Source organism: Kitasatospora sp. NPDC088160 (genome assembly GCF_044741445.1).
In the GTDB taxonomy this organism is placed as follows: domain Bacteria; phylum Actinomycetota; class Actinomycetes; order Streptomycetales; family Streptomycetaceae; genus Kitasatospora.
This window is the reverse complement of record NZ_JBIUSS010000019.1, coordinates 23,068-44,325: the sequence shown is the minus strand read 5'-3', so window position 1 is coordinate 44,325 and position 21,258 is coordinate 23,068. Positions and strand designations below refer to the sequence as shown.

Annotated in this window: 25 protein-coding genes and 2 pseudogenes; 18 read left to right on the top strand and 9 right to left on the bottom strand. The window is 70.4% G+C overall.

Annotated features, from left to right (window positions below; all coding sequences use genetic code 11):
- Positions 1-59 precede the first annotated feature (59 nt).
- The 6 genes from ACIOGZ_RS27525 to ACIOGZ_RS27500 all read left to right on the top strand — a co-directional run bounded on the left by ACIOGZ_RS27525 (position 60) and on the right by ACIOGZ_RS27500 (position 4,860).
- Positions 60-524 carry a MarR family transcriptional regulator gene (locus ACIOGZ_RS27525; RefSeq protein ID WP_363582892.1) on the top strand — a complete coding sequence of 155 codons (465 nt, stop codon included), beginning with the start codon at positions 60-62 and terminating at the stop codon, positions 522-524.
- A gap of 119 nt (positions 525-643) precedes the next feature.
- Complete coding sequence (locus tag ACIOGZ_RS27520) at positions 644-1,204, top strand: RNA polymerase sigma factor (protein ID WP_350884320.1); 561 nt, start codon at positions 644-646, stop codon at positions 1,202-1,204.
- Complete coding sequence (locus tag ACIOGZ_RS27515) at positions 1,201-2,028, top strand: zf-HC2 domain-containing protein (RefSeq protein WP_363628764.1); 828 nt, start codon at positions 1,201-1,203, stop codon at positions 2,026-2,028. Before ACIOGZ_RS27520 ends, ACIOGZ_RS27515 begins: the two co-directional genes overlap by 4 nt.
- Positions 2,029-2,060: 32 nt before the next feature.
- A complete protein-coding gene (locus ACIOGZ_RS27510) occupies positions 2,061-2,873 on the top strand; it encodes an ABC transporter ATP-binding protein (protein ID WP_350884316.1) in 813 nt (270 codons plus the stop codon).
- Positions 2,870-4,270: a hypothetical protein gene (locus ACIOGZ_RS27505; protein ID WP_363582888.1), complete on the top strand. Its 1,401-nt coding sequence runs from the start codon at positions 2,870-2,872 to the stop codon at positions 4,268-4,270. The genes ACIOGZ_RS27510 and ACIOGZ_RS27505 overlap by 4 nt, the downstream gene beginning before the upstream one ends.
- The gene (locus ACIOGZ_RS27500; protein WP_400987798.1) at positions 4,267-4,860 is read left to right on the top strand and encodes a hypothetical protein; all 594 of its coding nucleotides are present in this window, start codon (positions 4,267-4,269) and stop codon (positions 4,858-4,860) included. Before ACIOGZ_RS27505 ends, ACIOGZ_RS27500 begins: the two co-directional genes overlap by 4 nt.
- A gap of 73 nt (positions 4,861-4,933) precedes the next feature.
- Here the strand turns inward: ACIOGZ_RS27500 and ACIOGZ_RS27495 are convergent, their stop codons facing one another.
- Complete coding sequence (locus ACIOGZ_RS27495; protein WP_400987796.1) at positions 4,934-5,890, bottom strand: SDR family NAD(P)-dependent oxidoreductase; 957 nt, start codon at positions 5,888-5,890, stop codon at positions 4,934-4,936.
- A gap of 138 nt (positions 5,891-6,028) precedes the next feature.
- Here ACIOGZ_RS27495 and ACIOGZ_RS27490 point away from each other — a divergent pair, with 138 nt between their 5' ends.
- Positions 6,029-6,622: a TetR family transcriptional regulator gene (locus ACIOGZ_RS27490; protein ID WP_363628763.1), complete on the top strand. Its 594-nt coding sequence runs from the start codon at positions 6,029-6,031 to the stop codon at positions 6,620-6,622.
- 86 nt (positions 6,623-6,708) lie between these two features.
- Here the strand turns inward: ACIOGZ_RS27490 and ACIOGZ_RS27485 are convergent, their stop codons facing one another.
- Positions 6,709-8,715, bottom strand: coding sequence for a ricin-type beta-trefoil lectin domain protein (locus ACIOGZ_RS27485; RefSeq protein WP_363628761.1), 2,007 nt, complete (start codon positions 8,713-8,715; stop codon positions 6,709-6,711).
- Positions 8,716-9,020: 305 nt separating this feature from the next.
- On the opposite strand from ACIOGZ_RS27485, the gene ACIOGZ_RS27480 reads away from it, so the two are divergent.
- Positions 9,021-9,269, top strand: a complete 249-nt coding sequence (locus ACIOGZ_RS27480) for a hypothetical protein (RefSeq protein WP_363582878.1) — start codon at positions 9,021-9,023, stop codon at positions 9,267-9,269.
- A 34-nt stretch (positions 9,270-9,303) separates the two neighbouring features.
- Here ACIOGZ_RS27480 and ACIOGZ_RS27475 read toward each other — a convergent pair whose 3' ends face one another.
- Positions 9,304-10,356, bottom strand: coding sequence for a HEAT repeat domain-containing protein (locus ACIOGZ_RS27475; protein ID WP_400987794.1), 1,053 nt, complete (start codon positions 10,354-10,356; stop codon positions 9,304-9,306).
- A 428-nt stretch (positions 10,357-10,784) separates the two neighbouring features.
- Between ACIOGZ_RS27475 and ACIOGZ_RS27470 the strand changes: the two genes are divergently transcribed.
- Positions 10,785-11,507, top strand: coding sequence for a hypothetical protein (locus tag ACIOGZ_RS27470; protein WP_400805684.1), 723 nt, complete (start codon positions 10,785-10,787; stop codon positions 11,505-11,507).
- Positions 11,508-11,582: 75 nt separating this feature from the next.
- On the top strand, positions 11,583-12,572 hold the full coding sequence (locus ACIOGZ_RS27465; protein WP_400987792.1) for a sterol desaturase family protein: 990 nt from the start codon (positions 11,583-11,585) through the stop codon (positions 12,570-12,572).
- 386 nt (positions 12,573-12,958) lie between these two features.
- Here the strand turns inward: ACIOGZ_RS27465 and ACIOGZ_RS27460 are convergent, their stop codons facing one another.
- A complete protein-coding gene (locus ACIOGZ_RS27460; protein WP_363582870.1) occupies positions 12,959-13,810 on the bottom strand; it encodes a LysR family transcriptional regulator in 852 nt (283 codons plus the stop codon).
- 94 nt (positions 13,811-13,904) lie between these two features.
- Between ACIOGZ_RS27460 and ACIOGZ_RS27455 the strand changes: the two genes are divergently transcribed.
- Entirely contained in the window at positions 13,905-14,636 is a 732-nt protein-coding gene (locus ACIOGZ_RS27455; RefSeq protein WP_363582868.1) for an SDR family NAD(P)-dependent oxidoreductase, read from the top strand.
- A 777-nt stretch (positions 14,637-15,413) separates the two neighbouring features.
- Positions 15,414-15,869, top strand: coding sequence for a hypothetical protein (locus ACIOGZ_RS27450; protein WP_400805688.1), 456 nt, complete (start codon positions 15,414-15,416; stop codon positions 15,867-15,869).
- Between the two features lie 53 nt (positions 15,870-15,922).
- Here ACIOGZ_RS27450 and ACIOGZ_RS27445 read toward each other — a convergent pair whose 3' ends face one another.
- Positions 15,923-16,114, bottom strand: coding sequence for a DUF397 domain-containing protein (locus ACIOGZ_RS27445; protein WP_400987790.1), 192 nt, complete (start codon positions 16,112-16,114; stop codon positions 15,923-15,925).
- Between the two features lie 150 nt (positions 16,115-16,264).
- Between ACIOGZ_RS27445 and ACIOGZ_RS27440 the strand changes: the two genes are divergently transcribed.
- Positions 16,265-16,642, top strand: a complete 378-nt coding sequence (locus ACIOGZ_RS27440; RefSeq protein ID WP_363582862.1) for a nuclear transport factor 2 family protein — start codon at positions 16,265-16,267, stop codon at positions 16,640-16,642.
- A gap of 72 nt (positions 16,643-16,714) precedes the next feature.
- On the opposite strand, the pseudogene ACIOGZ_RS27435 reads toward ACIOGZ_RS27440, so the two are convergent.
- Positions 16,715-16,864, bottom strand: a pseudogene (locus ACIOGZ_RS27435) (IS630 family transposase); the annotation flags it as partial.
- A gap of 73 nt (positions 16,865-16,937) precedes the next feature.
- Between ACIOGZ_RS27435 and ACIOGZ_RS27430 the strand changes: the two are divergent.
- Together ACIOGZ_RS27430 and ACIOGZ_RS27425 are read left to right on the top strand one after the other, a co-directional pair.
- Positions 16,938-17,036: pseudogene (locus tag ACIOGZ_RS27430) on the top strand (transposase); the annotation flags it as partial.
- A gap of 292 nt (positions 17,037-17,328) precedes the next feature.
- Positions 17,329-17,835, top strand: a complete 507-nt coding sequence (locus tag ACIOGZ_RS27425; RefSeq protein WP_363582861.1) for a DUF6624 domain-containing protein — start codon at positions 17,329-17,331, stop codon at positions 17,833-17,835.
- Positions 17,836-17,888: 53 nt separating this feature from the next.
- Here ACIOGZ_RS27425 and ACIOGZ_RS27420 read toward each other — a convergent pair whose 3' ends face one another.
- The 3 genes from ACIOGZ_RS27420 to ACIOGZ_RS27410 all read right to left on the bottom strand — a co-directional run bounded on the left by ACIOGZ_RS27420 (position 17,889) and on the right by ACIOGZ_RS27410 (position 19,253).
- Positions 17,889-18,080: a DUF397 domain-containing protein gene (locus tag ACIOGZ_RS27420; RefSeq protein ID WP_400987788.1), complete on the bottom strand. Its 192-nt coding sequence runs from the start codon at positions 18,078-18,080 to the stop codon at positions 17,889-17,891.
- 65 nt (positions 18,081-18,145) lie between these two features.
- Positions 18,146-18,337, bottom strand: coding sequence for a DUF397 domain-containing protein (locus tag ACIOGZ_RS27415; protein WP_400987786.1), 192 nt, complete (start codon positions 18,335-18,337; stop codon positions 18,146-18,148).
- On the bottom strand, positions 18,330-19,253 hold the full coding sequence (locus tag ACIOGZ_RS27410) for a helix-turn-helix transcriptional regulator (RefSeq protein WP_350885772.1): 924 nt from the start codon (positions 19,251-19,253) through the stop codon (positions 18,330-18,332). Before ACIOGZ_RS27410 ends, ACIOGZ_RS27415 begins: the two co-directional genes overlap by 8 nt.
- 170 nt (positions 19,254-19,423) lie before the next feature.
- On the opposite strand from ACIOGZ_RS27410, the gene ACIOGZ_RS27405 reads away from it, so the two are divergent.
- From ACIOGZ_RS27405 to ACIOGZ_RS27395, 3 genes are all read left to right on the top strand, one after another.
- Positions 19,424-19,783, top strand: a complete 360-nt coding sequence (locus ACIOGZ_RS27405; RefSeq protein ID WP_363582853.1) for an ATP-binding protein — start codon at positions 19,424-19,426, stop codon at positions 19,781-19,783.
- A complete protein-coding gene (locus ACIOGZ_RS27400) occupies positions 19,783-20,049 on the top strand; it encodes a hypothetical protein (protein ID WP_159398403.1) in 267 nt (88 codons plus the stop codon). The genes ACIOGZ_RS27405 and ACIOGZ_RS27400 overlap by 1 nt, the downstream gene beginning before the upstream one ends.
- 175 nt (positions 20,050-20,224) lie before the next feature.
- Positions 20,225-21,205: a hypothetical protein gene (locus tag ACIOGZ_RS27395; RefSeq protein WP_400987783.1), complete on the top strand. Its 981-nt coding sequence runs from the start codon at positions 20,225-20,227 to the stop codon at positions 21,203-21,205.
- Positions 21,206-21,258: the final 53 nt, after the last annotated feature.

Sequence of the window (21,258 nt, the reverse complement as noted above, 5' to 3'; positions counted from 1 at the left end):
CTCAAGGGCGGTTGAGGTTCTACGGTGGCCGTGTTCCGGTGATCGCTTGAGGGGGGCGAATGGACATGGCAGTCCGGGAGTACTCGCAGGAGGAGCTGGCCGCCCAGCCCATCGGCGCGTGGAGCGGTGAGGCGTGCCGGCGGGTGGTCGGGGCCCTCCGTGCGCAGTTGGCGGTGGAGGACCTCACGCAGCCGCACTGGTGGACGCTCAACCACGTGGCCGGAGATCCGGGCCGGTGGACCCGGGCGGCGTTGGTCGAGCGGCTGGCGAGGTACGAGGACCTCGGGATCGACTTCGGCGGCGTCTTCGACGACCTCGTCGCCCGGGGGTGGCTGACGGAGGAGGCGGGGGCCATGACGCTGACCGAGGCGGGGGAGGCCGGCCGCCTCCGGGCGCGGGAGCGCAATCTGCGGGTGCACCGGCAGACGCACGAGGGCATCGGCGCGGCCGAGTTCGCGACCACGATCGACGTCCTGCGTCGGATGGTCGCCAACCTGGGGGGCGACGGGAACCTGCCCGACTGAAGGGTGTCGAGGTGGCCGCAGCGCAGGAAGTCGGGTAGGTCGACTTCCTGCGCTGCTCTCATGTGACGCAGGTCACGTCGAACGCAGAACCTGCGCGCGGTCGCGGGCGTCTGGCTGGTGTGAGATCACGCAGGAGAGCACTGGACGAGCTGGACGAGGAACGCCTCGTCCGGCTGATCGCCAGAAGTGACCGCGCGGCGTTCGACGAGCTGTACCGGCGCACGTCGCCGTGGCTGGCGGTGCGGTTGCGCCGTCGCTGCGCGGACGAGCAGATCGTCGCCGAGGTCATGCAGGAGACCTATCTGGCGGTGTGGCGCGCGGCCGGCGCGTTCGCCGGGAGCGCCGTCGGCGGGACGGCCGTCGGGTGGCTGTGGACGATCGCGGCGCGCCGCCTCGTCGACGCCTTCCGCCGTCGTGCCCACCACGCCGAACCGCCGGCCGCCGCCGCCGAGCGGGCCGTGGTGCCCGCGGCGGAGGAGGAGGCGCTCGCCGGGACCGTCGGCGGCGACGTGGGCGACGCCCTGCGGCGGCTGGCGCCGGAACTCCGAGACGTACTACAGGCGACGGTGCTCGACGGGCTCTCCGTCCGGGAGACCGCCGTCCTGCTCAGACTGCCCGAAGGCACGGTCAAGACCCGTGCCCGCCGGGCCCGGATCGCGATGCGGGAGGCGCTGGCATGAACGCGGAACACGCGTCGAGGCGGCTGATCGACGACTACGCGCGTGGTGACACGGCGATGGCCGCGGACACGGTGTGGGCGCTGGAGGCCCACCTGGAGACGTGCGCGCCGTGCCGGAGCCTGCTGGCGGCCTCCGTGGCCACCGAGGCGCCCGGCGTCGCCGCGCTCGTCGACACCGTCCGGGCCGGTCTGGACGCGCAGTTGGGCGTGTCCGTCGGGGCGCCCCGGCGGCGGCACCGCCCGACGTGGGTGTCGGCCTGGCTGACACCGGCCATGACCCCGTGGCTGGCGATGACCGCCGTCGTCACCCTGGTGGCGCTGCTGCTGGACGTGGCCGCGCCGGCGAAGGTCTTCGGCGGCGCCTCGATGGTGGCGCTGATCGCGCCCGTGCTGCCGCTGTGCGGTGTCGCCGCATCGTGGTCGCGCGGTCTGGACCCGGCGTACGAACTGACGGCCTCGACCGCCCGGGCCGGCCTGGCCCTGCTGCTCAGGCGCACCACCGCGGTCCTCGTGGTGGTCGTGCCCGGGCTCCTGCTGGGGGGATGGCTGACCGGGAACACGACGGTCGCGCAGTGGCTGCTGCCCTCCCTGGCCTTCACCTCCACCGCCCTGGCGCTGGGCAGCGTGGTCGGCGTGACCCGCGCCGCCGTGGGGCTGGTGGCCGGGTGGGGCGCCGCCGTCGTGGTGCCCGCGTTCGTCACCGGCCGCATCCCCGCCGTCCTCGAACTCGCCCTGCATCGCGACCAGTTGCCCGTGTGGGGGCTGCTCCTCGCGCTCGGCATCTGCGCCGTGATCACCCGCAGGGACGCGTACTCAACGCTGTGAAACCCATGTCCACCCTGGAAAGGGACCATCGCATGACGTATACGGCGAGCGCGGCCGACACCGCGCCGAAGACCTACGCCTGGGAGATCCGGGCCAGCGGCCTGAGGGTGCGCGTCGGACGGAGCAAGATGGCCGTCGACGGGCTCGACCTGTCCCTGGGCATCGGCGCCCACGGGCTCCTCGGGCCCAACGGGGCGGGTAAGACCACCCTGATCCGGACGCTGGCCACCGTGCTGCGCCCCACCGAGGGCGAACTGGAGATGCTCGGCACCTCCCTGGGGGGCAGGGTGGGCGACCACCGGGCCCTGCGCCGCCAGATCGGCTACCTGCCGCAGGACTTCGGCTACTACAAGCGCTTCACGGTGCGCGAGTTCGTCGAGTACATGGCCTGGCTGAAGGAGGTGCCGAAGGCGGACATCCCCGGGGCCGTGCAACGGGCCGTGGAACGGGTGGGCCTGGCGGACCGCGCCGACCACCGGATGAAGACCCTGTCCGGCGGCATGGTGCGGCGGGCCGGCATCGCCCAGGCCATCGTCAACTCCCCCGCGGTGCTGCTGCTGGACGAGCCGACGGCCGGCCTGGACCCGGCGCAGCGGCTGCGCTTCCGCGAGCTGTTGCAGGACCTGGGCCGCGACACCTGCGTGGTCGTCTCCACCCACCTGGTCGAGGACGTCGCGGCCGCCTGCTCCGACGTGGTGCTGTTCGCCGACGGCCGCCTCGTCTTCCAGGGCACGCCGGACGAGTTGGGTGCGGCAGGCAGCCCCGACCACCCGGGCGACAGCCCCCTGGAGCGCGGCTACTCGGCGCTGCTCCGCAACTCCGGGCAGCAGGGGAGCGCCTGGTGAACGGACGTGTGCTGCGAACCGAACTGAAGCGCTCCGCCGCCCCGTGGGCCGGAGTCGTCGTCCTGGGCGGCAGCCTGGCGGTCTTCTTCCCGTTCGACGCGTTCTGGTGGCACGGCACCGCGGGGTGGACGGCCCAGTGGACCACCATGGCCATGTGGACCCGGTCCCTGCTGTCCTTCTGGTGGCCGTTCGTGGTCGGCATCGGGGCGGTGTACGGGCTGCGCGAACCCCGCTCGGGGATGACCGAGCTGCTGTCGACCACGCCGCTGCCGGCCTGGCGCCGTGCGGCGCTGCCGACCGGTGCGATCGCGCTCGCGCTGGCGGCGGGCTTCGGCCTGCTCGTCCTGGCGGGCGGAATCCAGGTGGCGCTCGGTCCGACCACCTACACCCCCCTCGGGTGGCTGCCGATCTCACTGGTGGCGGTACTGGCCCTGGTCGCGGGCGCCGTGTTCGGCATGGGTGTCGCGCGGGCGCTGCCCTCCGTCCTCACCCCGCCGGCGCTGGTGGTGGTCGTCCTCGTGGCGACGGGCCTGCTCCTGCGCGTGAACAGTGAAGGGGCGGTACCGACGGGCAGGGTGTCGAACCGCTTCGCCCAGCTGAACCCGGCGACCGCGGAGCCGCGGCAGATGCTGCTGACCCTGGCCGGCTCCGTCCACCTCGGCCAGACGCTCTGGCTGCTCGGCCTGCTCGCCACCGGCTTCGCGCTGCTGGTGGCCGTGACCCGCCGGGCCCGGCTGCTCGCGGTGACTCCCGTCCTGGCCGGCCTGGCCCTGGCCCTGCTGGTCATCCCGGCCGCTGCGCGCGACACCTACGTCGTCGACAAGGCCGCCGCGACGCTGGTGTGCGACGGGCCGGTGTGCGTGACGCAGGCGAGCCGTTCGCGCCTGGCCGAGCTCGCGTTGCGCAGCAAGGACGCGATGCGCGTGCTGCACGACGTCCTGGGCGACAAGGCGCCGACCTCGGTGCGCGAGGACACCGCGCTGCACGAACTCGCCGAGGCGCGCGAACTCTCCGCAGACGTGCTGCTGGTCGACTTCAACGATCGGATGCTCGCCGACGCGACAGGTGAGAAGCTGACCCGCGCGCTGATCGGCAGGGGCCTGGCACCGAGCTGCTACCCGGACAACGACCGGGAGGGCGGGGGGAGCTACGACGTCCTCGGCCAGAGCCTCGCCGTGAGCTGGGCCCTCCACGACCCCCAGCTCCAACCGCTGAAGGAGAAGGGCACCGACGCGTACGCGATCAAGCTCTGGGCGGAGGCCGACGCCGCGTGGCAGAAGCTGATGGCGCTGCCACCGGCCGAGCAGCGCTCGCAGATCGTCGAGCTGCACGCCGCCGCCCTCTCCTGCGCGGGGTACAAGCAGATGCAGAAGCTGGCCGGGGAGGCGTCGCAGTGAGGTGGCTGATGCTGTACGCGCGTTCACGGCAGGTGCCCACGTCGGCCGCCGCGGTCACGCTCATCGCGCTGGTGGTGTGGGCCTTCAACCGGGGCGGCGGTACGGGTGCGGCGGATGCGGCGGACTCGATCAACCCGGTCGCGTACTTCGTGCTCGCCGCGGGCGTGGCGGCCGGCTCCGTCGGGCTCGGCGGGCAGGACCCCGCACTGGACAGGACGGCCGCGATCCGGTGGGCGCCCCGCCGGGCGGCGCACGCGCTGCTGATCGGCGCGGTCGCCGGTGCGGCGCTGCTGGCGGTCCAGGCGGTGGGGCCGAAGTTCGCCCCCACCGAGGTCGTCGTCCGGGACAGCGCGGGCCTGGTCGGCCTGGCCGGGCTCGGGGTGGTGCTGTGCGGGGCGCACCTCGCCTGGACCCTGCCGACCGGCTGGCTCGCGATCACCGTCCTCGTCCCGCCGATGCCGCCCAACGTCGTGGGGAAGTCGCTCGGCTGGATGGTCTACCCGGCCGGCACGGAGGCGTCCACCTGGGCCGCGGTGGCCTTGCTGGTGACCGGCGCCGGGGCCTACGCCCTGGCGGGACCGCGCAGGTAACGGGCCCGCCCCGCGCTCCGCTTCCCCTCGGCGAGTCGGGGGAGCGGAGCGCGGGGCGTTCTGCCGCGGACCGTCAGTCGCGGCTGCCCAGGGTGTCGTGCGAGACCTGCCAGAGCAGGGCGGCCGCCTCGGGGTCGAGGGCGTAGTCGGCGACGCCGCTGCGGGCGCTGAGTTCGCCGCGGACGGCTTCGTTGCAGTCCTCGAAGTAGCGGCCGCTGACGCCCGCCAGCAGCGGTGAGGCCGCGAGCAGGACGGAGGTCGCCGCGCCCTGCTCGGTGGTCTTCCACAGCAGCTCCGCGCCGTTGGCGGCCTGGGCGCGCAGCCGGTCGAGCTCCTCCTCGGAGACGTGGCGCTGGAGGGCGGTCCGGATGCCGCCGGGCATCAGGGCGTTGACGGTGATGCCGTCCGCCGCCCAGCGCTTGGCGGCCTCGACCGCGAACAGGACGTTGGCGGTCTTGGACTGGCCGTAGGCGGACCAGGGCTCGTAGGCGCGCTCGCGGAAGTGGATGTCCTCGAAGACGACCGGGGAGCGGTGGTGGGCGCTGGAGCTGACGGCCACCACGCGGGCGCCGCCGTCCCGGGCCAGGGCCGCGTGCAGGCCGGTGGCCAGCGCGAAGTGCCCGAGGTGGTTGGTGGCGAACTGGAGCTCCCAGCCCTCCGGCGTGCGGAGCTCGGGCGAGGCCATCACGCCGGCGTTGTTGACCAGGATGTGCAGGGGCCCGTCCCAGGCGGCGACGAACGCGGCGACGGAGGCCTGGTCGGCGAGGTCCAGCGGCGCGACCCGGACGTCCTTGTTGCCGGTGGTCGCGGTGATGTCCTCGGCGGTGCGGGCGCCGGCGTCGAGGTTGCGGACCGCGAGGGTGACCTGCGCGCCCGCCGAGGCGAGGGCGCGTGCGGTCTCGACGCCGATGCCGGAGGCGCCGCCGGTGACGACGGCGCGGCGGCCGGTCAGGTCGGTGCCGGAGACGACCTCGGCGGCGGTGGACTCGGCGCCGAAGGGGGTGGTGAGGCGCGGGGTGTTGGCGTTCATGATCTTCCCGTCTGGCTGGGTGACCGGAGCTGGGGGTGCGCGGGAGGGGGCGGCCGGTAGAGTGGAAACCGGAGGGCCCTCCGCATGTCTCCAGGCTAAGCGGAGCATCCTCCGTTTGCAACCCGAGGAGGACCAGCCGTGACCACCGCCGACCCCCGGCCGCTGCGCGCCGACGCGCGCCGCAACCGCGACCGACTGATCGAAGTGGCCGCGCGGGCCTTCGCCCAGGACGGGCCGGACGCGACGCTCGGGGCGATCGCCAAGGAGGCCGGCGTGGGCATCGGCACCCTCTACCGGCACTTCGCCACCCGCGAGGAACTCGTCGAGGCGGTCTACCGCAGCGAACTCGCCAAGCTGTGCGACTCCGCCGCGGAACTGCTGGACGGCAGGGGGCCCGACGCCGCGCTGCGCGCCTGGATGGACGGCTTCGTCCGCTACATGACCACCAAGCGCGGGATGTCCGACGCGCTGCGCGCGCTCATAGCCTCCGGCAGCGACCCCTTCTCGCACAGCCGCGCGATGCTGACCGCCGCGATCACCCAACTCCTGCGGGCCGGGGCCGAGTCGGGCGCGCTGCGCGCCGACGTCGAACCGGAGGACGTGCTGTTCAGCCTCAGCGGCCTGTCCATGGCCGCGACCACCCCCGAGCACCACACCCGGATGGAACGCCTCCTCGACCTCCTGATGGACGGCCTGCGCTACCACGCCGCCTCCGGGCGGGGCGCCCGCTGAGAACGGCGAAGGGCGCCGGCCGTGCGGCCGGCGCCCTTCGCCGTGACTCCGGCCTGGCCTGATACGGGCCGGCCTGGCCTGGTCGGTCAGAGGAGCTGGAAGGACCACTCCTGCTTCCAGCCGCCCTCACAGCTCCACACCCCGAGCTGCTTGAAGTCGGAGTCGTGGGTGAGGCAGTCGTCGTCGCCGATCTGGATCCGGTACTTGCCGTTGCCGAGGCCGACGAACTCCCACTTCTGGTTGGAGGTGTTGCCCCACGCCTGCTGCTCGGCGACGTAGGTCTCGGGGTTCTCGGTGAGGTTGTACCCGAGGTCGTTGACGATCCGGTAGCGGTCCCCGCCCAGCGGCTTGATCGTCCAGGTGGACCCCTTGTACCCCAGGATCCCGCCCACGATCGGGGCGCCCCAGGTCGAGGTCTCGGTGGGGGCCGAGGCGCCCAGGCCGTTGGAGAGCTTCAGGAACAGCGGCCGCTCGGTCGGGACGGTCGGCTTGGTGTCCGGCTTCGGGTCCGGCTTCGGCTTGGGGTCCGGCTTGGGCTTCGGGTCCGGCTTCGTCGGGTTGGTCGGATCGGTCGGGGTGATCACGCCGCCGGACGCGGACTCCAGAACCCACGCCTGCTGCCAGCCCGACTTGCACGTCCACACGCCGAGCTGCTTGAAGTCGGCGTCGTGGGCGAGGCAGTCGTCGTCGGAGATCCGGATCTGGTACTTGCCGTTGCCGACTCCGACGAGCTCCCACTTCTGCTTCGAGGAGTTGCTCCACGGCTGGAGTTCGGCCATGTAGTTGCTGTTCTCGGTGAGTTCCAGCCCGTACGAGCTGGTGATCCGGTAGCGACCGCCGCCGACCGGGGTGAGCTTCCACTTGGACTCGTTGCCACCCCGGATCCCGGCGACGACCGACGCGCCGGCGGAGCCGTTGACCGGGACGGCACCCAGGCCGTTGTCGAGCTTCAGGGTCACGTCGGCGCCGTTGCTGCCGCCGCCTCCGCCGGGCGTGGGCGGGTTGGTGGTCGGCGGGGTGCCGCCCCAGGCCCAGTTCTGGTTGGGCGCGTCCCGCTTGTCCTCGGAGCCGCAGGCCCAGGCCGCCACGGTGCTGCCGTTGGCGGTCTGGCCGTTGAAGTCGTCGATGCAGACGTCCTTGGACCGGTCGTCCATGTCCGCCATGTGCCGGAAACCGCCGCTGGCCGACATGTTCCAGCGCTGACCGGGGATCTCCAGGCAGTCCCAGACCTGGAGCTTGGTCCCGTTCGCGGTCTTGTTGGCCTCCAGGTCGAGGCACTTGCCGTTGGCGGCCTGGAGCTTGTACCCGTTGTAGGTCCACTTCTGGGCGTCGCTGCCGTTGCACTCCCACATCTGCACGGGGGTGCCGTTCGCGTTGCCGTTGCCGTTGACGTCCAGGCAGGCGTGGTAGCCGGGGCTGGAGTCGGGGGTCAGGCTGCCGGTCCTGGTGCCGTAGCCGGACCGCGCGGGGAAGTGGATGGTGCGCACGTCGCCGTCGCACTTGTAGGGCCGTGCGGTGCCCGCCCGGCAGGTCCACGGCTCCTTCTTGACGGTGTCGCCGTCATTGCCGATGAACGCCCAGTTCATGTAACCGCCGTCGCCGCGGTTGCGGATGGTCGAGTCCCCCTGGAAGACCCAGATCCGGAATATGTCGTAGCCGGAGGGCTCCTTCTTCTCCTTGTCCATGAAATGGTTGAGCTTGTAGGTGGTGTCGATCAACACCCCCTTCATGTCGGACTTGTACTCGTTCTTGAACCACTCGGTGTCATACAGGTCGGTGCCCACGGTCTTGAACACCATGACGTTGAACCCGGGAAACTTCGCGCTCAACTTCGACGCGGTGCTCTGGGTGAACTCCGCGTTGTCCAGCTTGTTGAGGTTGGCGGCGTTGCGCATGAGCCTGATCGTGTCGAAGGCGGAGCCGATCAGCGCGGTCATGCAGTTGCCGCCGCCCACCGAGGCCGGGGTTCCGCAGGTCTTGTCCGCGTGGAGGGGTGACTCCGCGGCCTGGGCCTGCACGGTCAGGCCGGCGACCCCGGCGACTGCGGCGATTCCGCAGGCCAGAGCGCGTTTGAGGCGGGACAGGGGTTTCATGTCAGATCCATCTTTCTACTCGGCAAAGATGGATCGTAGACATCGGAATCCTCCGCCCCGCGACTCCATACGGAATCCATATGGCGAGATCGAGAGTCTTGACGCCTTTTTACGCCACCCCGGCCGGTGGGTTTTCGGATGAACCCGAATGCCGGATGACCCGTCAACCGGCTTCCGGTGGCGGAGGTGGAGTTCGGGGCATCAGGACATCGGGCGCCACCTGTCGGTGGGCAGAGTCTAGGGTGGGAGCCGCGGCCACGCCGGTGATCACCGGTGGCCGCAGCGGGGTTGCTGTAGCCCGTGTCATGACGACGAACGTGGATACCGAAGGTTGGAGGACCCGCGAAGTGTCAGCATCGCCAGAGTTCCGTGGCTTCGACTTGGTGCGGCGTGGTTACGAACGCCAGCAGGTCGACCTCTATCTCAGGGCCCTGTCCGAAGCCGGTTCGCCGCCACCCCCGCCGGCGTTCGAGATCGTGCGGCGGGGCTACGACCGTGAGCAGGTCGACGCGCGCATCGCGGACCTCCTGAGCGGCAGGGGCACCAAGGGCTAGACCCGAAGTCTCGGCTCCCGAAAGGGGCGAGGTGTCAGTCGGGCTGGATTCTCGGCAGGTCGGTCGAGACCAGTTCGGCAGCGCGCGCGGGGTCGCCGTCCGCGCGGGTGAGCAGCGCCTCGATGTCGTAGCCCGTCGGCTCCGAGGCGGCGTGGATGTCGAGGGAGCGGCCCCAGCCGCAGCGTTCCATCGAGACGGCGGCGTCCAGGTCGGGGCGGAGCCGGTGGAGCGTGCAGACCAGTTCCCAGGCGAAGGCGTCGAGGCGGGCCCGCCGGACCGGGTTGCAGGCGTTCACGGCGTCGGTGGTCCAGTCGTCTCCGGGCTCGTACTCCGGGAGGGGCGGCAGGAGTTCGGGGTCGTCCGTGATCGGCTCCGCGCTGAACGTGAGGGCGTGTGCGCCCTCGGGGCTGCCGATCAGTTCGGCGAGGAGCGGGACGACGCGGGGGTCGTGCCGACTGGCCAGTCCGTGGATCGCTTCCATGCGGGTCTCGTCGTGCTCGTCGGCCGTCCGCGCCCAGAGCGCGGCCCGGATCGCGGGGCTGTCCGCCGCGGACTGGACGCCGAGGGTGAACGTCGCCCAGTCGCGGACGTGCGGGTTCTGGTCCTGGGTCAGCCTGATGAGGGTGTGGATGTCCGGCCCGTCCGGCAGGCCGGTGCGGACCTCCGCGAACGAGCGGGCCACCCCCTCGCGGACCTCGGCGTCAGGATGCCCGGCGAGGGCGACGAGGACGGGGACGGCGCGCGGGTCGTGCGTCTGCTCGATCGCGCGCGCCAGGGCCCGCAGCACGTGGTCGTCGGTCTCCCGCTGCGCGAGGGCGACCAGTGCGGTGGCCGTCCCGGCGCGGGTTGCCTCGTGGTGATAGCTGGTGTCGCGCAGCAGGTCGCAGCCCGCTGTGCGCTCGATCGGATCGGCCGAACCGATCAGCTCCAGGCCGAGCGGCAGCGCCGCCTCGTCGGCGGCCGCCCGCCACAGCAGCGGTGAGTACTCGTTCCAGCCGTCGTGGTCGTCCGGATCGTCCGAGGCGGTGATGGCGCGCATTGCCGACAGTGCCCGCGTGACCAGTTCCGCCACGGTGTCCGTTTCCATGCGGGCATTCTGGTGCACGAAACCGCGAGTGCGCGCGGGAATTGTCGGCCCGACCGCGCTTCCGGCCCACGGACGTGTCGACGCCGGCGGGCGTGTACGGGTGTCGCAGGTGCCCTCGGGAAGGATCTTGACGTGGTCATGAGCAGGGGTGATCATAGCGGAGCGCCGCGCAACACCGATGTGCAAGAAGGTCGTTGAAGGCGCTCGGCCTGGGTCGTCAGGGGATTTCCCGGACAGGACCCATCCCTTTCGAAGGGTCGGCGGTGCGGAAGCCGGCCGGCTGCGGAGTCGGCCTTGACGAAAGGGAGTTGGTGGACGTTACGAGGTTGTGGGTCCGTTGGTGCCGATCCGTTCGCTCGGTCGCGGCCTTCCCGGTGAGATGGTTCGGCCATGGCCGGGCTCCGGCCGCCGCCCCTCCGGTGGCGCCGATGCTGCTTGCCGCCGCCCGGAACAACTCGTCCTGGTGCGAGGCGATGTGTCGGGCGCACGGGTTCTCCGGAGAGATCTCCGACGTCGCGTGGGTGAATCTGAAGAAGAGTCTCACGTACTACCCGAACCTGGTGATCCTGAGCCCGTCGATGTCCGGCTCGGAGGTTCTCGACGTACTGCGGGAGGCGCCGCTGGGGCCGCTTTTCGTCAAGGACAGTTTCGCCAACGCCGACCTCCTCCCGGGGAACTATCGCATTCTCATCGAGGCGGAGTGGATCCACCGGCCGGCCGCAGCCGCGGCCCCGGCGCAGGTGGCGTCACGGGACGGCGCCGACCAGCGGTGGCGGCGTATCACCGGCACCGATGAGCTGCGGACGTGGGAGCGGGCATGGGCGGGCGGCGACACGTCGGTGAACACGTTCCCCGAAACCCTTCTGCTCGATGACGGCGTGATCTTCCTCGGGGGATTCTCGGGCGACGGCCTGGTGGCGGGAGCCGTGCTCCACCTGAGCCATGGTGTGGCGGGGGTGTCGAACGTCTTCGGACCCTCGGGGGAATCTTCCCGGACATGGGCCGGTCTCATCTCCTGTGCTCACGAAGAGGCACCGGGAATCGACCTGGTCGGGTACGAGCGGGACGCGGAGCTGGCGGCTGCCGAGGCAAACGGATTCTCGCCGTTGGGGCCGGTCCGGATATGGCAGCAGATCCCCGGAAGCCAGTAGATACCTGCCCGTCCCGCGCGGAGGGGTGCAGAAGAAGCCTGAAGAAGTCCGAAGAAGTCCACGGGGAGATCAGGAATGAAATCAACGACGGAAACAGAACTCGGCGGCGCGCGGAGAACCCTGCGTTTCACCATCCGCTATCTCAGCTATCCGATCCTCATGGTGCTGACACTCGGGGCATCCATCACCCTGGTCGACACCTCGTTCCCGCAGTGGGCCATCGTGCCGATGGTCACCCTGTTCGCCTCGGTGTACGTGGCCGTCCTGGAGCGGGTCCAGCCGTTCTACGAGGGCTGGAACCGCTCGCGCAAGGACGTCGTCTCGGACGCCACCTCCAGTCTGGTGGCCCTGCTGGTGGTCGCCCGGCTGATCGAGCCGCTGTTCCTCTCGGTCCTGTTCGCCGGATCCGTCCTGCTTTCCGAAGAGCTGGACAGCACGTTGTGGCCGACGAGTTGGCCTCCCGTCGCCCAGGCCGCGCTGGCGCTCCTGGTGGGAGAGTTCTTCTACTACTGGATGCATCGCTGGATTCACGGTTCGCGGGTCTTCTGGCGCTTCCACGCGGTGCACCACAGCTCGGAGCGGCTCTACTGGCTCAACTCCGCCCGGTTCCACCCCATCGACTTCTTCCTCGACGACGTGGCGATCGTCTTCCCGCTGGCCCTGACCGGGTGGACGCTGCACAGCCTCTCCGGCCTGATCATCCTCCTCACCTTCTACAACTGCCACGGCGTCACCATGCACTCCAACATGGACGTCCGTCTGGGCCCGCTGAACTACCTGGTGCCCGGACCGGAAGGGCACCGTTGGCACCACTCCAGGGACCTGCGCGAAGCCAACAAGAACTTCGGCGGCAAGGTCGTCCTGTGGGATCTGCTGTTCGGGACCTTCTACCTGCCCGCTGACCGGATGCCGCCCGAGGACATCGGCCTGGCCGACCAGGTCCGGCTGCCGGACTCCTACCTCGGCCTGCTGCTGGCTCCCTTCCGCTGGTCCAAACTTCCGCTGCGCAAGGCCGAAGCGGCTTCCGGCGCCGTCCTGGTCGAGGAAAAGGCGGGCAGCGCCTGATCCCGCGGCGGGCGGCGCGTGAGCGGCACTGGGGAGCGGTGGTCGAACTCGCCGGCTTCGGCTGCTTGGCGGCGGGTGGTGGGTTGTTCCCCGTTGGTTGTTCGGCGCAGGAAGTCGGGCCGGCCGACTTCCTGCGCGTGGGGCGTCTCGCGATCCGTCACCTGTTCGGGGCCCCCGCAATGGCCGGTGCAAGAGGCCACTTGGGCCGGGGAAAACGCAACTTCGACAGGCGTCGCGGAGGCGGCTGCCTTCACCCCTGGTCCTCGGCGATCGCCCACGGTCGCACGGGAGTTCCACCGGTTGGGACTTCCGCTGGTCGTGACGGCGATGTCCGGTGACGGTCGAGCCGGGCCACGACAGGTGGAACCCGGCCGGGCAGGTCGGAACTACCGGAGACGTGTCGCCGTCCGGACGAAGTCGGCGACGGCTCTGGACCGGCTGTGCGGTGGCCAGGCGATCACGGTGGTGACCTTCGGCGCGTCCAGCACGGGCACCGCCGCGAGGTCACCGTGCAGTTGGGCTCGGCACGACTCCGGTGAGACCGCGCAAGCCCGGCCGAGCGCGACGAGCTGCAACAGCTGCGCGTGGTCGCGGACCTGGGGGCCGGGGCCGGGTGGGTAGGTGCCGTCGGGGTTGGGCCAGCGTGGCAGGGGCAGGCCCGGCAGCCCGGTGATGTCGGCCATGTGCACGTGGTCCCGGGCGGTGAGCGGATGCCCGGTCGGCAGGACCACCACCTGGCCCTCCGTGCCGAGTTCTTCGGTGTGGAGCCTGGCCGTCGAGTCGAACGGCCGGTGCAGCAGCGCCACGTCGGCTCGGCCTTCGAGCAGAAATCGTGCCTGCTCGGCCGGGCCGCACAGGATGACGTCGACGGGGACCGCGCCGGGTTCGGCGGCGTACGCGCCGAGGAGTTCCGCCAGCAGTTCGCTGGACGCGCTGGCTTTCGTGACCAGGACCAGGCCGGGGCGGCCGGTGGGGGAAGCGGCGGCGCGGCGGGTCCGACGCTCGGCGGCGTCGACCGCCTCCAGGGCCGCCCGGCCCTCGACCAGCAGGACCGAGCCGGCCTCCGTCAGCGTGACGGTGCGGCTGGTCCGATCCAGCAGCGCTGCCCCGAGCCGTCGTTCGAGCTGCTGGATCGCCCGTGACAGCGGCGGTTGCGCGATCCCGAGGCGCTGCGCGGCGCGCCCGAAGTGCAGCTCTTCAGCGACGGCGACGAAGTAGCGCAGTTCCCGGGTCTCCATCCGGCCACGGTACTCCGGATCAATACCCAGACGGTATCGATTCCCACCCGATCGGTCTTGGACCCCGACCGGGGGCCGGCGGCAGCATGGCCCCATGAGCGAACGAACGACTGCGCTGGTCACCGGCGCGAACAAGGGAATCGGCTACGAGATCGCCGCGGGCCTGGGCGCCCTCGGCTGGAGCGTCGGCGTCGGCGCCCGCGACGACCAGCGCCGTGAGGCCGCGGTGGAGAGGCTGCGCGCCGCCGGCGTCGACGCGTTCGGCGTACCGCTGGACGTGACCGACGACGCGAGCGCGACCGCCGCCGCCCGGCTGATCGAGGAACGGGCCGGGCGCCTCGACGTGCTCGTCAACAACGCCGCCATCACCGGCGGCATGCCGCAGGAGCCCACCCGGGTCGATCCCGCCACCATCCGGACGGTCGTGGAGACCAACGTGATCGGTGTCATCCGCGTCACCAACGCGATGATGCCGCTGCTGCGCCGCTCCGCCTCACCGCGGATCGTGAACATGTCCAGCAGCGTCGGCTCCCTCACCCGCCAGTCAGGAGCCGCTGCCGAGCAGACGGCGGGTCCGGTGGCCGTGGCGTACGCGCCGTCGAAGACGTTCCTGAACGCCGTCACCCTCCAGTACGCCCGGGAGCTGAGCGGCACGAACATCCTGATCAACGCGGGCTGCCCCGGCTACGTCGCGACCGACCTCAACGGCTTCCGCGGCGTGCGCACCCCCGAACAGGGCGCGGCGATCGCGATCAAGCTCGCGACCCTGCCCGACGACGGCCCGACCGGCCAGTTCTTCGAGGACGCCGGCGTAGTGCCCTGGTGATGCGCACGGCGGCCTCACCCGCCGGGGTGAGGCCGCCTCGCCCGCGCCATCCGGGGCTCCGTTGGTTGTTCGGCGCAGGAAGTCGGGCTGGCCGACTTCCTGCGTGATCGAAGGCGATCAGGGATCGCTTGACGGGTTGGCCGGTCTTGTCGTTGAACCAGATCGCGGCGGTGAGCGCCAGGACACACGCCAGGTGACGCTCGGTGAGGTCGTGCTCGAAGTCGTGGCCGTAGTAGTTCTTGTCGCCGATGATCGTCTGCCTCGGATGGGCGGCGACGACGTCGGGTGCGGCATCGAGCATGCCGTGCAGGGACTCGCGTTCGTCGGACTTCGCGCGGGTGAGTGCGAACAGGACCGGCAGTCCGCCCAGATCATGTGCTTGATCAGCTCGGATGCGTTGCGGAGCCGCTTGTTGTACCCGGACTGCTGGGGCAGGTGCGGGAACAGGCGGCGGAAGTCCGGCGAAGCCTTCAGCTGGTCGTCGATCCTTACGTGGAGCGCCGTTGCGAGGGTGTCCAATTCTGCCTTCGCACACCTACATTGGACGCCCTCGCGCCATCTCCGCAGACGATCCCTTGGACTCGGTTGGCGTGCGGTCAGTCGGGTGTCGGCGACTGTCCGGTCGAAGCCGAGGTTCTCCATCCCCCCTGCGGGGGATTTGAGTTGGACCTTGCGCATGATTCGGCGGGGCGGACCGCGGGACAGCATGGGGCCATGGTCACGTTTGGGACACCGACAGCCGCTGCGGCCTCCGAGAGTCAGTCTCCTGCCCGTTGGGTGGTCCGAGTCGCGCACATTGCGGCACTCACCGCGGTGCCGTCCGGGATCTGGCGGATCGCGATGGGGGTCGGCATGCCGGTGGGATTCAACACCACGGGATTGGACATCCCCGGCTGGTTCAGCGCCATGTGCATCGCGATGAGCTTGGGTACCGAAGGGCTCACATTGCTCACCCTTGGGCTGGTCAAGCCCTGGGGCGAGGTGGTGCCGGGCTGGATCCCGCTGATCGGAGGGAAGCGTGTCGCGCCGCTGGCGGCGGTGATTCCGGCGTTGCTCGGCGCGGCCGTTCTGATGCTGTTGACGATCCCCCGGGCGGGCGGCTTCGGAGGGGCACAGGGAGCCCCGACCGGGGCGGCGCTCGTCGTGATGGACGCCTGTTACGCCCCACTGCTGCTGTGGGGGCCGCTGCTCGCGGTCGTCACGATCTCCTACTACCGGCGGCGCCTGGACTGAGCAGGCGCAGTCAGCCTCGTTGCGGCCAACCCGGATCCCTTGGACTCATTCATCTAGACGTGGTGGTTGAACTCGCCGGCTTTGGCGGCCTGGAGGAAGGCGGCGAAGTGGGCGGGGGTGGTGGGGAGGGTGAGGTGGCCCTGGTCGGACTCGCGGAGTTCGACCAGACCGTCGGCGGTGCGGATCTCCACGCACTCGTTGTTCGCGGCGCTGTAGCTGGACTTTTGCCAGTTGGTGCCGGTCATCTGGGGCTCCGTTGGTTGTTCGGCGCAGGAAGTCGGGCTGGCCGACTTCCTGCGCTGTGGTGTGTCCAGTGCTGTGACCGGGATGGTCCGACGTGATCGGAAGGCGGCTCGCGGGGCGAGCGCACGCGCAACGGCTGGTATTACTGGGGCATGCAGGAAGAGACGGCACGCTCCGCGATCGACACGTTCATCTCCGCGTTCAACGCCTCGGACGACAGCTATGTGACTGCCCTGCTCTCCCAGGCCCTGACCTCAGACGTGGTCTTCTGGGGGCCGTTGGGTCGCAGCGAAGGAATCGCGGCGGTCGAGCAGTTCGTGCTGGACATCCGGCGCCACCCGGCGGGGGCCGGCACGATGGCGCGCTGCTCAGCGGTGGACATGCCTGGCGAGTGGGCCCGGTACCAGTGGGTCTTCACCACGCCGGATGGGGGCCCCCGCCTGGCGGGAACGGACGTCGTCCATCTGCGGCGGAGCCTCATCGACCAGGTCATCGTCTTCGCGGGGGAGATCGAGCCGTCCGCCTCCTGAGCCGTCCTTCTGCCGCTGTCCTTCTCGTGAACCTGTCCCTTTCGGCACTCCGGGGCTGCGGTTCGGGGTCGGTCAGGCTGCGGCGTCGAGGGGGCGTCCGCCCCAGCGGATGCCCTTCTCGCCGCGGATGCTGGCGCGTTCCTTGCGGTGGGCGGCGAGTACGTCGGGGTGGCGGGCGTTGGCGTTGCGCCGGCGCAGGTAGCGGTGCAGTGCCTGGGTTTGATGACAGGCCCAGCCACCGTGCCTCCAGCGGTCGAAGGGACGTCACCGCACATCCAACCGTCACGACCACGTCCGAACGGGAGTGCCCTGGCGTGATCTGCCCGAGCGTTTCGGGAGCTGGAAGACCGTTTACGAGCGGCATCGGCGCTGGTCCGCAGACGGGACCTGGGCAAAGTCCACCTGGCGGGGGAAGGCGGCTGCCGGCCGCTGGCCCTACTGATCACGCCGGGCCAGTGGATCGACTGAAGCACTTCCGCGCCGTCGCGGCGCGCTATGAGAAGCGCGCCTACGTCTTTCACGGGACTGTCAATGTTGCGTCGATCCGGCTCCGGCTCCGCGGATAGATCAAGTATCCCAACATTCGGACGCGTCTGTCACCGTCCTCCGGGAGGAGATTTTGTCGTGATTTGCGCACCTAAGGTTGCGGATGACCAGCGAAAACCTCGATCTGACGTGGAGTAGGGATGGCATCCGACATCGCCGCAGTGGCCGCAGAGCTCACCGCCATGGTTGCGGCAGATCACCAGGCCGCGCGCCAGGCGAACAGCGATGACCCGGCGGAGCAGTTGGCGTGGCGCCGCTTGACCGCGCAGCACGCGGATCGTCTCGGCGAGATCATGGACGCGCACGGGTGGCCGACCGCGGAGCTGGTCGGCGAGGACGCCGCTCGGGCTGCGTGGCTGATCGCGCAGCACGCCGACCGTCAGCTCGACATTCAGCGGCGCGCGCTGGGGCTGATGGAGCAGGCGGTGGCCAGCGGTGCTGCCAGCCCGCGCGATCTCGCCTTCCTGCGTGATCGCACGCTTGTGAACGAAGGGCAGAAGCAGATCTACGGCACGCAGATCGCCGGCGTGAAGGACGGCTCGCCGATCCCGTGGCCCTGCGAGGATCCCGAGCACATGGACGAGCGCCGTGCAGAAGTCGGCATCCCGGCGTTCGCTGAGTACGTCGCTCAGTTCTCGCAGGCCTGAGTCGCTCTGGGCATTCGGCGGACCACGCTCGCGCCTGATCCGCCGGACAGGCCCTAGGCGTGGTGGTCGAACTCGCCGGATTTGGCGGCCTGGAGGAAGGCGGCGAAGTGGGCGGGGGTGGTGGGGATGATGAGGTGGCCCTCGTCGGACTCGCGGAGTTCGACCAGGCCGTCGGCGGTGCGGATCTCCATGCACTCGTTGGAAGCCCCGCTGTAGCTGGACTTCTGCCAGTTGGTGTCGGTCATCTGGGGTCCCGTTGGTTGTTCGGCGCAGGAAGTCGGGTTGGCCGACTTCCTGCGCTGTGGTGTGTCTAGGCGTGGTGGTCGAACTCGCCGGTCTTGGCGGCTTGGAGGAAGGCGGCGAAGTGGGCGGGGGTGGTGGGGATGGTGAGGTGGCCCTCGTCCGACTCGCGGAGTTCGACCAGCCCGTCGACCGTTCGGACTTCGACGCACTCATTGCTTGAGGCGCTGAAGCTGGATTTTTGCCATGTCGACTCAGGCATACGTTTGTTCCAGTTCCTTCTTGATGGATCGGATGAAGCTTCGAGACCCATCTTCGGGGAGAGCCGTGGAGGCCAGGCGGGCGAAGATCGCCCGGTACCGGGCAAGGTCCGCAGGAGAGTCGAAGAACAGGGCTCCTTGGGAGACGTCCAGCTGAATGGTGTCGAGCTCGGGGACCGACCCTTCTGCGAATGTGAGGTTCTCACCGGCCCCGGGAAAGGTGTCGACTGCGAAGGGAACTACGCGAACGGAGATACCGGGCTGCTGGGAGTCTTCGAGCAGAGCGTCAAGCTGGTCCACGAGCACCTTCGGCCCGCCGAACTGCATCCGCAGTGCAGCCTCGTGGATGAACGCTCGGAACGGTGCCCGGCCGGATCGGATGACCTGCTGCCTCTGGACGCGGAACGCTGTTCGGATGTCGACATCCTTGCGAGGCAGTGGTGGATAGATTCGCTTGAACACAGCGGAGGCGTAGGTGGCGGTCTGGAGTAGCCCCGGGATGTAGGTGGTCGTGCACATGGAGAGCTTCTCGGCGTACCCCTCGATCTCGGCTACCTCAAGGAAGTCCGACGTGAGGACTTCGCCGTACTCCTCCCACCAGCCCTTTCCCCTCTCCGCGATTATGGCGGCGAGCGCATCGATCAAGGGCCGGTTTGCGCAGTTACATGCGGCGGCGATGGTGTGAAGACGTTCGACGCTGATGCCGATCCGGCCTGACTCCATCTGCGTCACTTGGGCGGGGCTCATGCCGACGACGCGGCCGAGTTGTGAGCCGCCAAACCCAGCTTGCTCGCGCATTCTCCGCAGCTCGGTTCCGAGTCGGCGTTGACGCAGCGTTGGGTTCGAGCGTGGCGGCATGGCTTCCTTCCTGGCGTGCAGTGTGGCCAAGTCTGCCGCGCTCGTCGAGCGCTGGTCCACCGGTTACCACCATAGGGGGAACTTCCCGAGAGCGTAGAAATTTGGATACTCATCTGCGCTATGTTCGGTGTCGTGGCGATCCGACGGATCGTCAATAAAGCCCTCTTGATGGGCTTTCGGCGGCATGCCCGCCGGTTCTTCCCTCACCATCACGCCTCGGGAGAACTCCCATGCGTCACCTCAACACGCCCTCCCTCGCCATCGCCCGCCAGTCCCTCCGGGACGCGATGGGTCGTTGCGGGTACTCGCCCTCGGCCACTGCGGACGCCGAACTCGCGCTCGTCGAAATGCTCGTGAACGCCTGGCGGCACGGCGGCACCCCCGCGCCGCTCGTCCTCATCCTCGCTGTCGGCCCCACCCTCCGGGTGTCCGTCAGCGACGAGAGCCCGGACCTCCCCAAGAAGCAGGAGCCGGCGCCCCTCGCCCAGTCCGGCCGGGGCCTCCAACTCATCGAAGGACTCACCCACCGCTGGGGCGTGGACCCCCAGGAACGCGGCAAAATGGTGTGGTTCGAGCTGGACGCCGCCTGATGTCCTTCCCCCTCCCGCGCCGTCGCCCCATGCTGCCGACCGACCCCCGGATCCGGCACTACACCGACGACCACATCCACACGCTCCTCGCCGAAGTCCAGGAGCGTGGCCGGAGGTTCGGCCTGATCTGGCCCTCGGCCACCACCGACAAGACCATCGACGGCCGCATCCTCGTCCGCTTCAACGCCGCCCCCGCCTCCACTCTCCTCAACCTCCTCTCCCTCCTCCTCGCCGCCGAACGAGGCGACGACTCGTGCGTTTCCTGATCGCCACCGCCTTCGCCGTCCTCCTCGCCCTGGCGATCGCCACCGTCGTCCTGGGCGTCATCACCGCCCTCCGCGCGACCCCGCCCGACGAGGACACCTAACCCCCACCCCCACCCCCACCCCCACCCCCAGCCCCCGCCGCCCAGCCGTCGGGGGCTGAGGGACGATTGGGCACGTGGCACAGCGGAGATACGAGTACGCCCCGGCAGGCACCCTGCCCGGGCTGTTGCAGCGCGGCCGGGGCCTGGGCGCGCGGATGGCGGCGGAGGACCCGGCGGCAGCCGCCGACCTGGTCTACGGGCGCATCCGCTGGGACTGGCGCTGGGACCGGCAGGTGGACGACCGGCACCTCTACCTGGCGCGGCTCGTCCGGGACCTGGAACTGCCGGTCGGACCGATCGTCGAACTGCTGACCGGGGACGAGGACACCTGCCTGCGGGCCACCGGAGTCCTGGAGCTGCTGGCGCTCGGCGGCTCCGCCGAGGCCCGGGACGCACTCCGCACCCACGTCCGCGAGGGCGAGCACCGGGTGGCCGTCCTGGAGTCGGTGGCCGTGGTCTGGCCGCCCCAGTGGTGGGAGGACCTGGCGGCCGGGCAGGACGTCCGTGACGGGCAGGACGTACGCCGGCGGCGTGGCCCCCGCGGCTCGACGGACCCGGCCCCCGAGCGGGACAGCGCGAGCCCGCCCGCCCTGCTGCCGGAGCACGGCGGCGGCGCGAGTGATCCGTCCATGGCGACGGGCGAGCTGGAGCGGCAGTGGGCGGCCCAGGAGTGGTGCGGCCCGATGCGCACCGCCCGGGGCCTGGCCCGGTTCGGCCCCGAAGCGGCCGGGGCCGCGTCGCTGCTGCGCCGCTTCTGGCTGTGGACGCCGCACTCCTCCGAGCGCCCCGCCTACCTGGAGGCACTGGCCGCCGTCGCCCCCGCCGGGCTGGCCGAGGTGTACACCGAGTGCCTCTGGGACTGCGAGGCCGACGCCCGCCTCCTGGCCGTCGCGCACGCCCCCGATCGCCCCCACGTCCGGGAACGCCTCGCCCACCTGCGGGACGACCCGATGGAGGTACCGGAGGTCCGCGAGGCCGCCGGGGCGCGACTCGCCGGGCTGAGCTCGGGAGGCTCCGAGCCGGAGGGAGCCGCCTCCGAAGGGGAGCTAGAGTAGACGCGTGAACGTGTGAGTGATGGTCCGGACCCCACGAGGTGGTCCGGGCCACA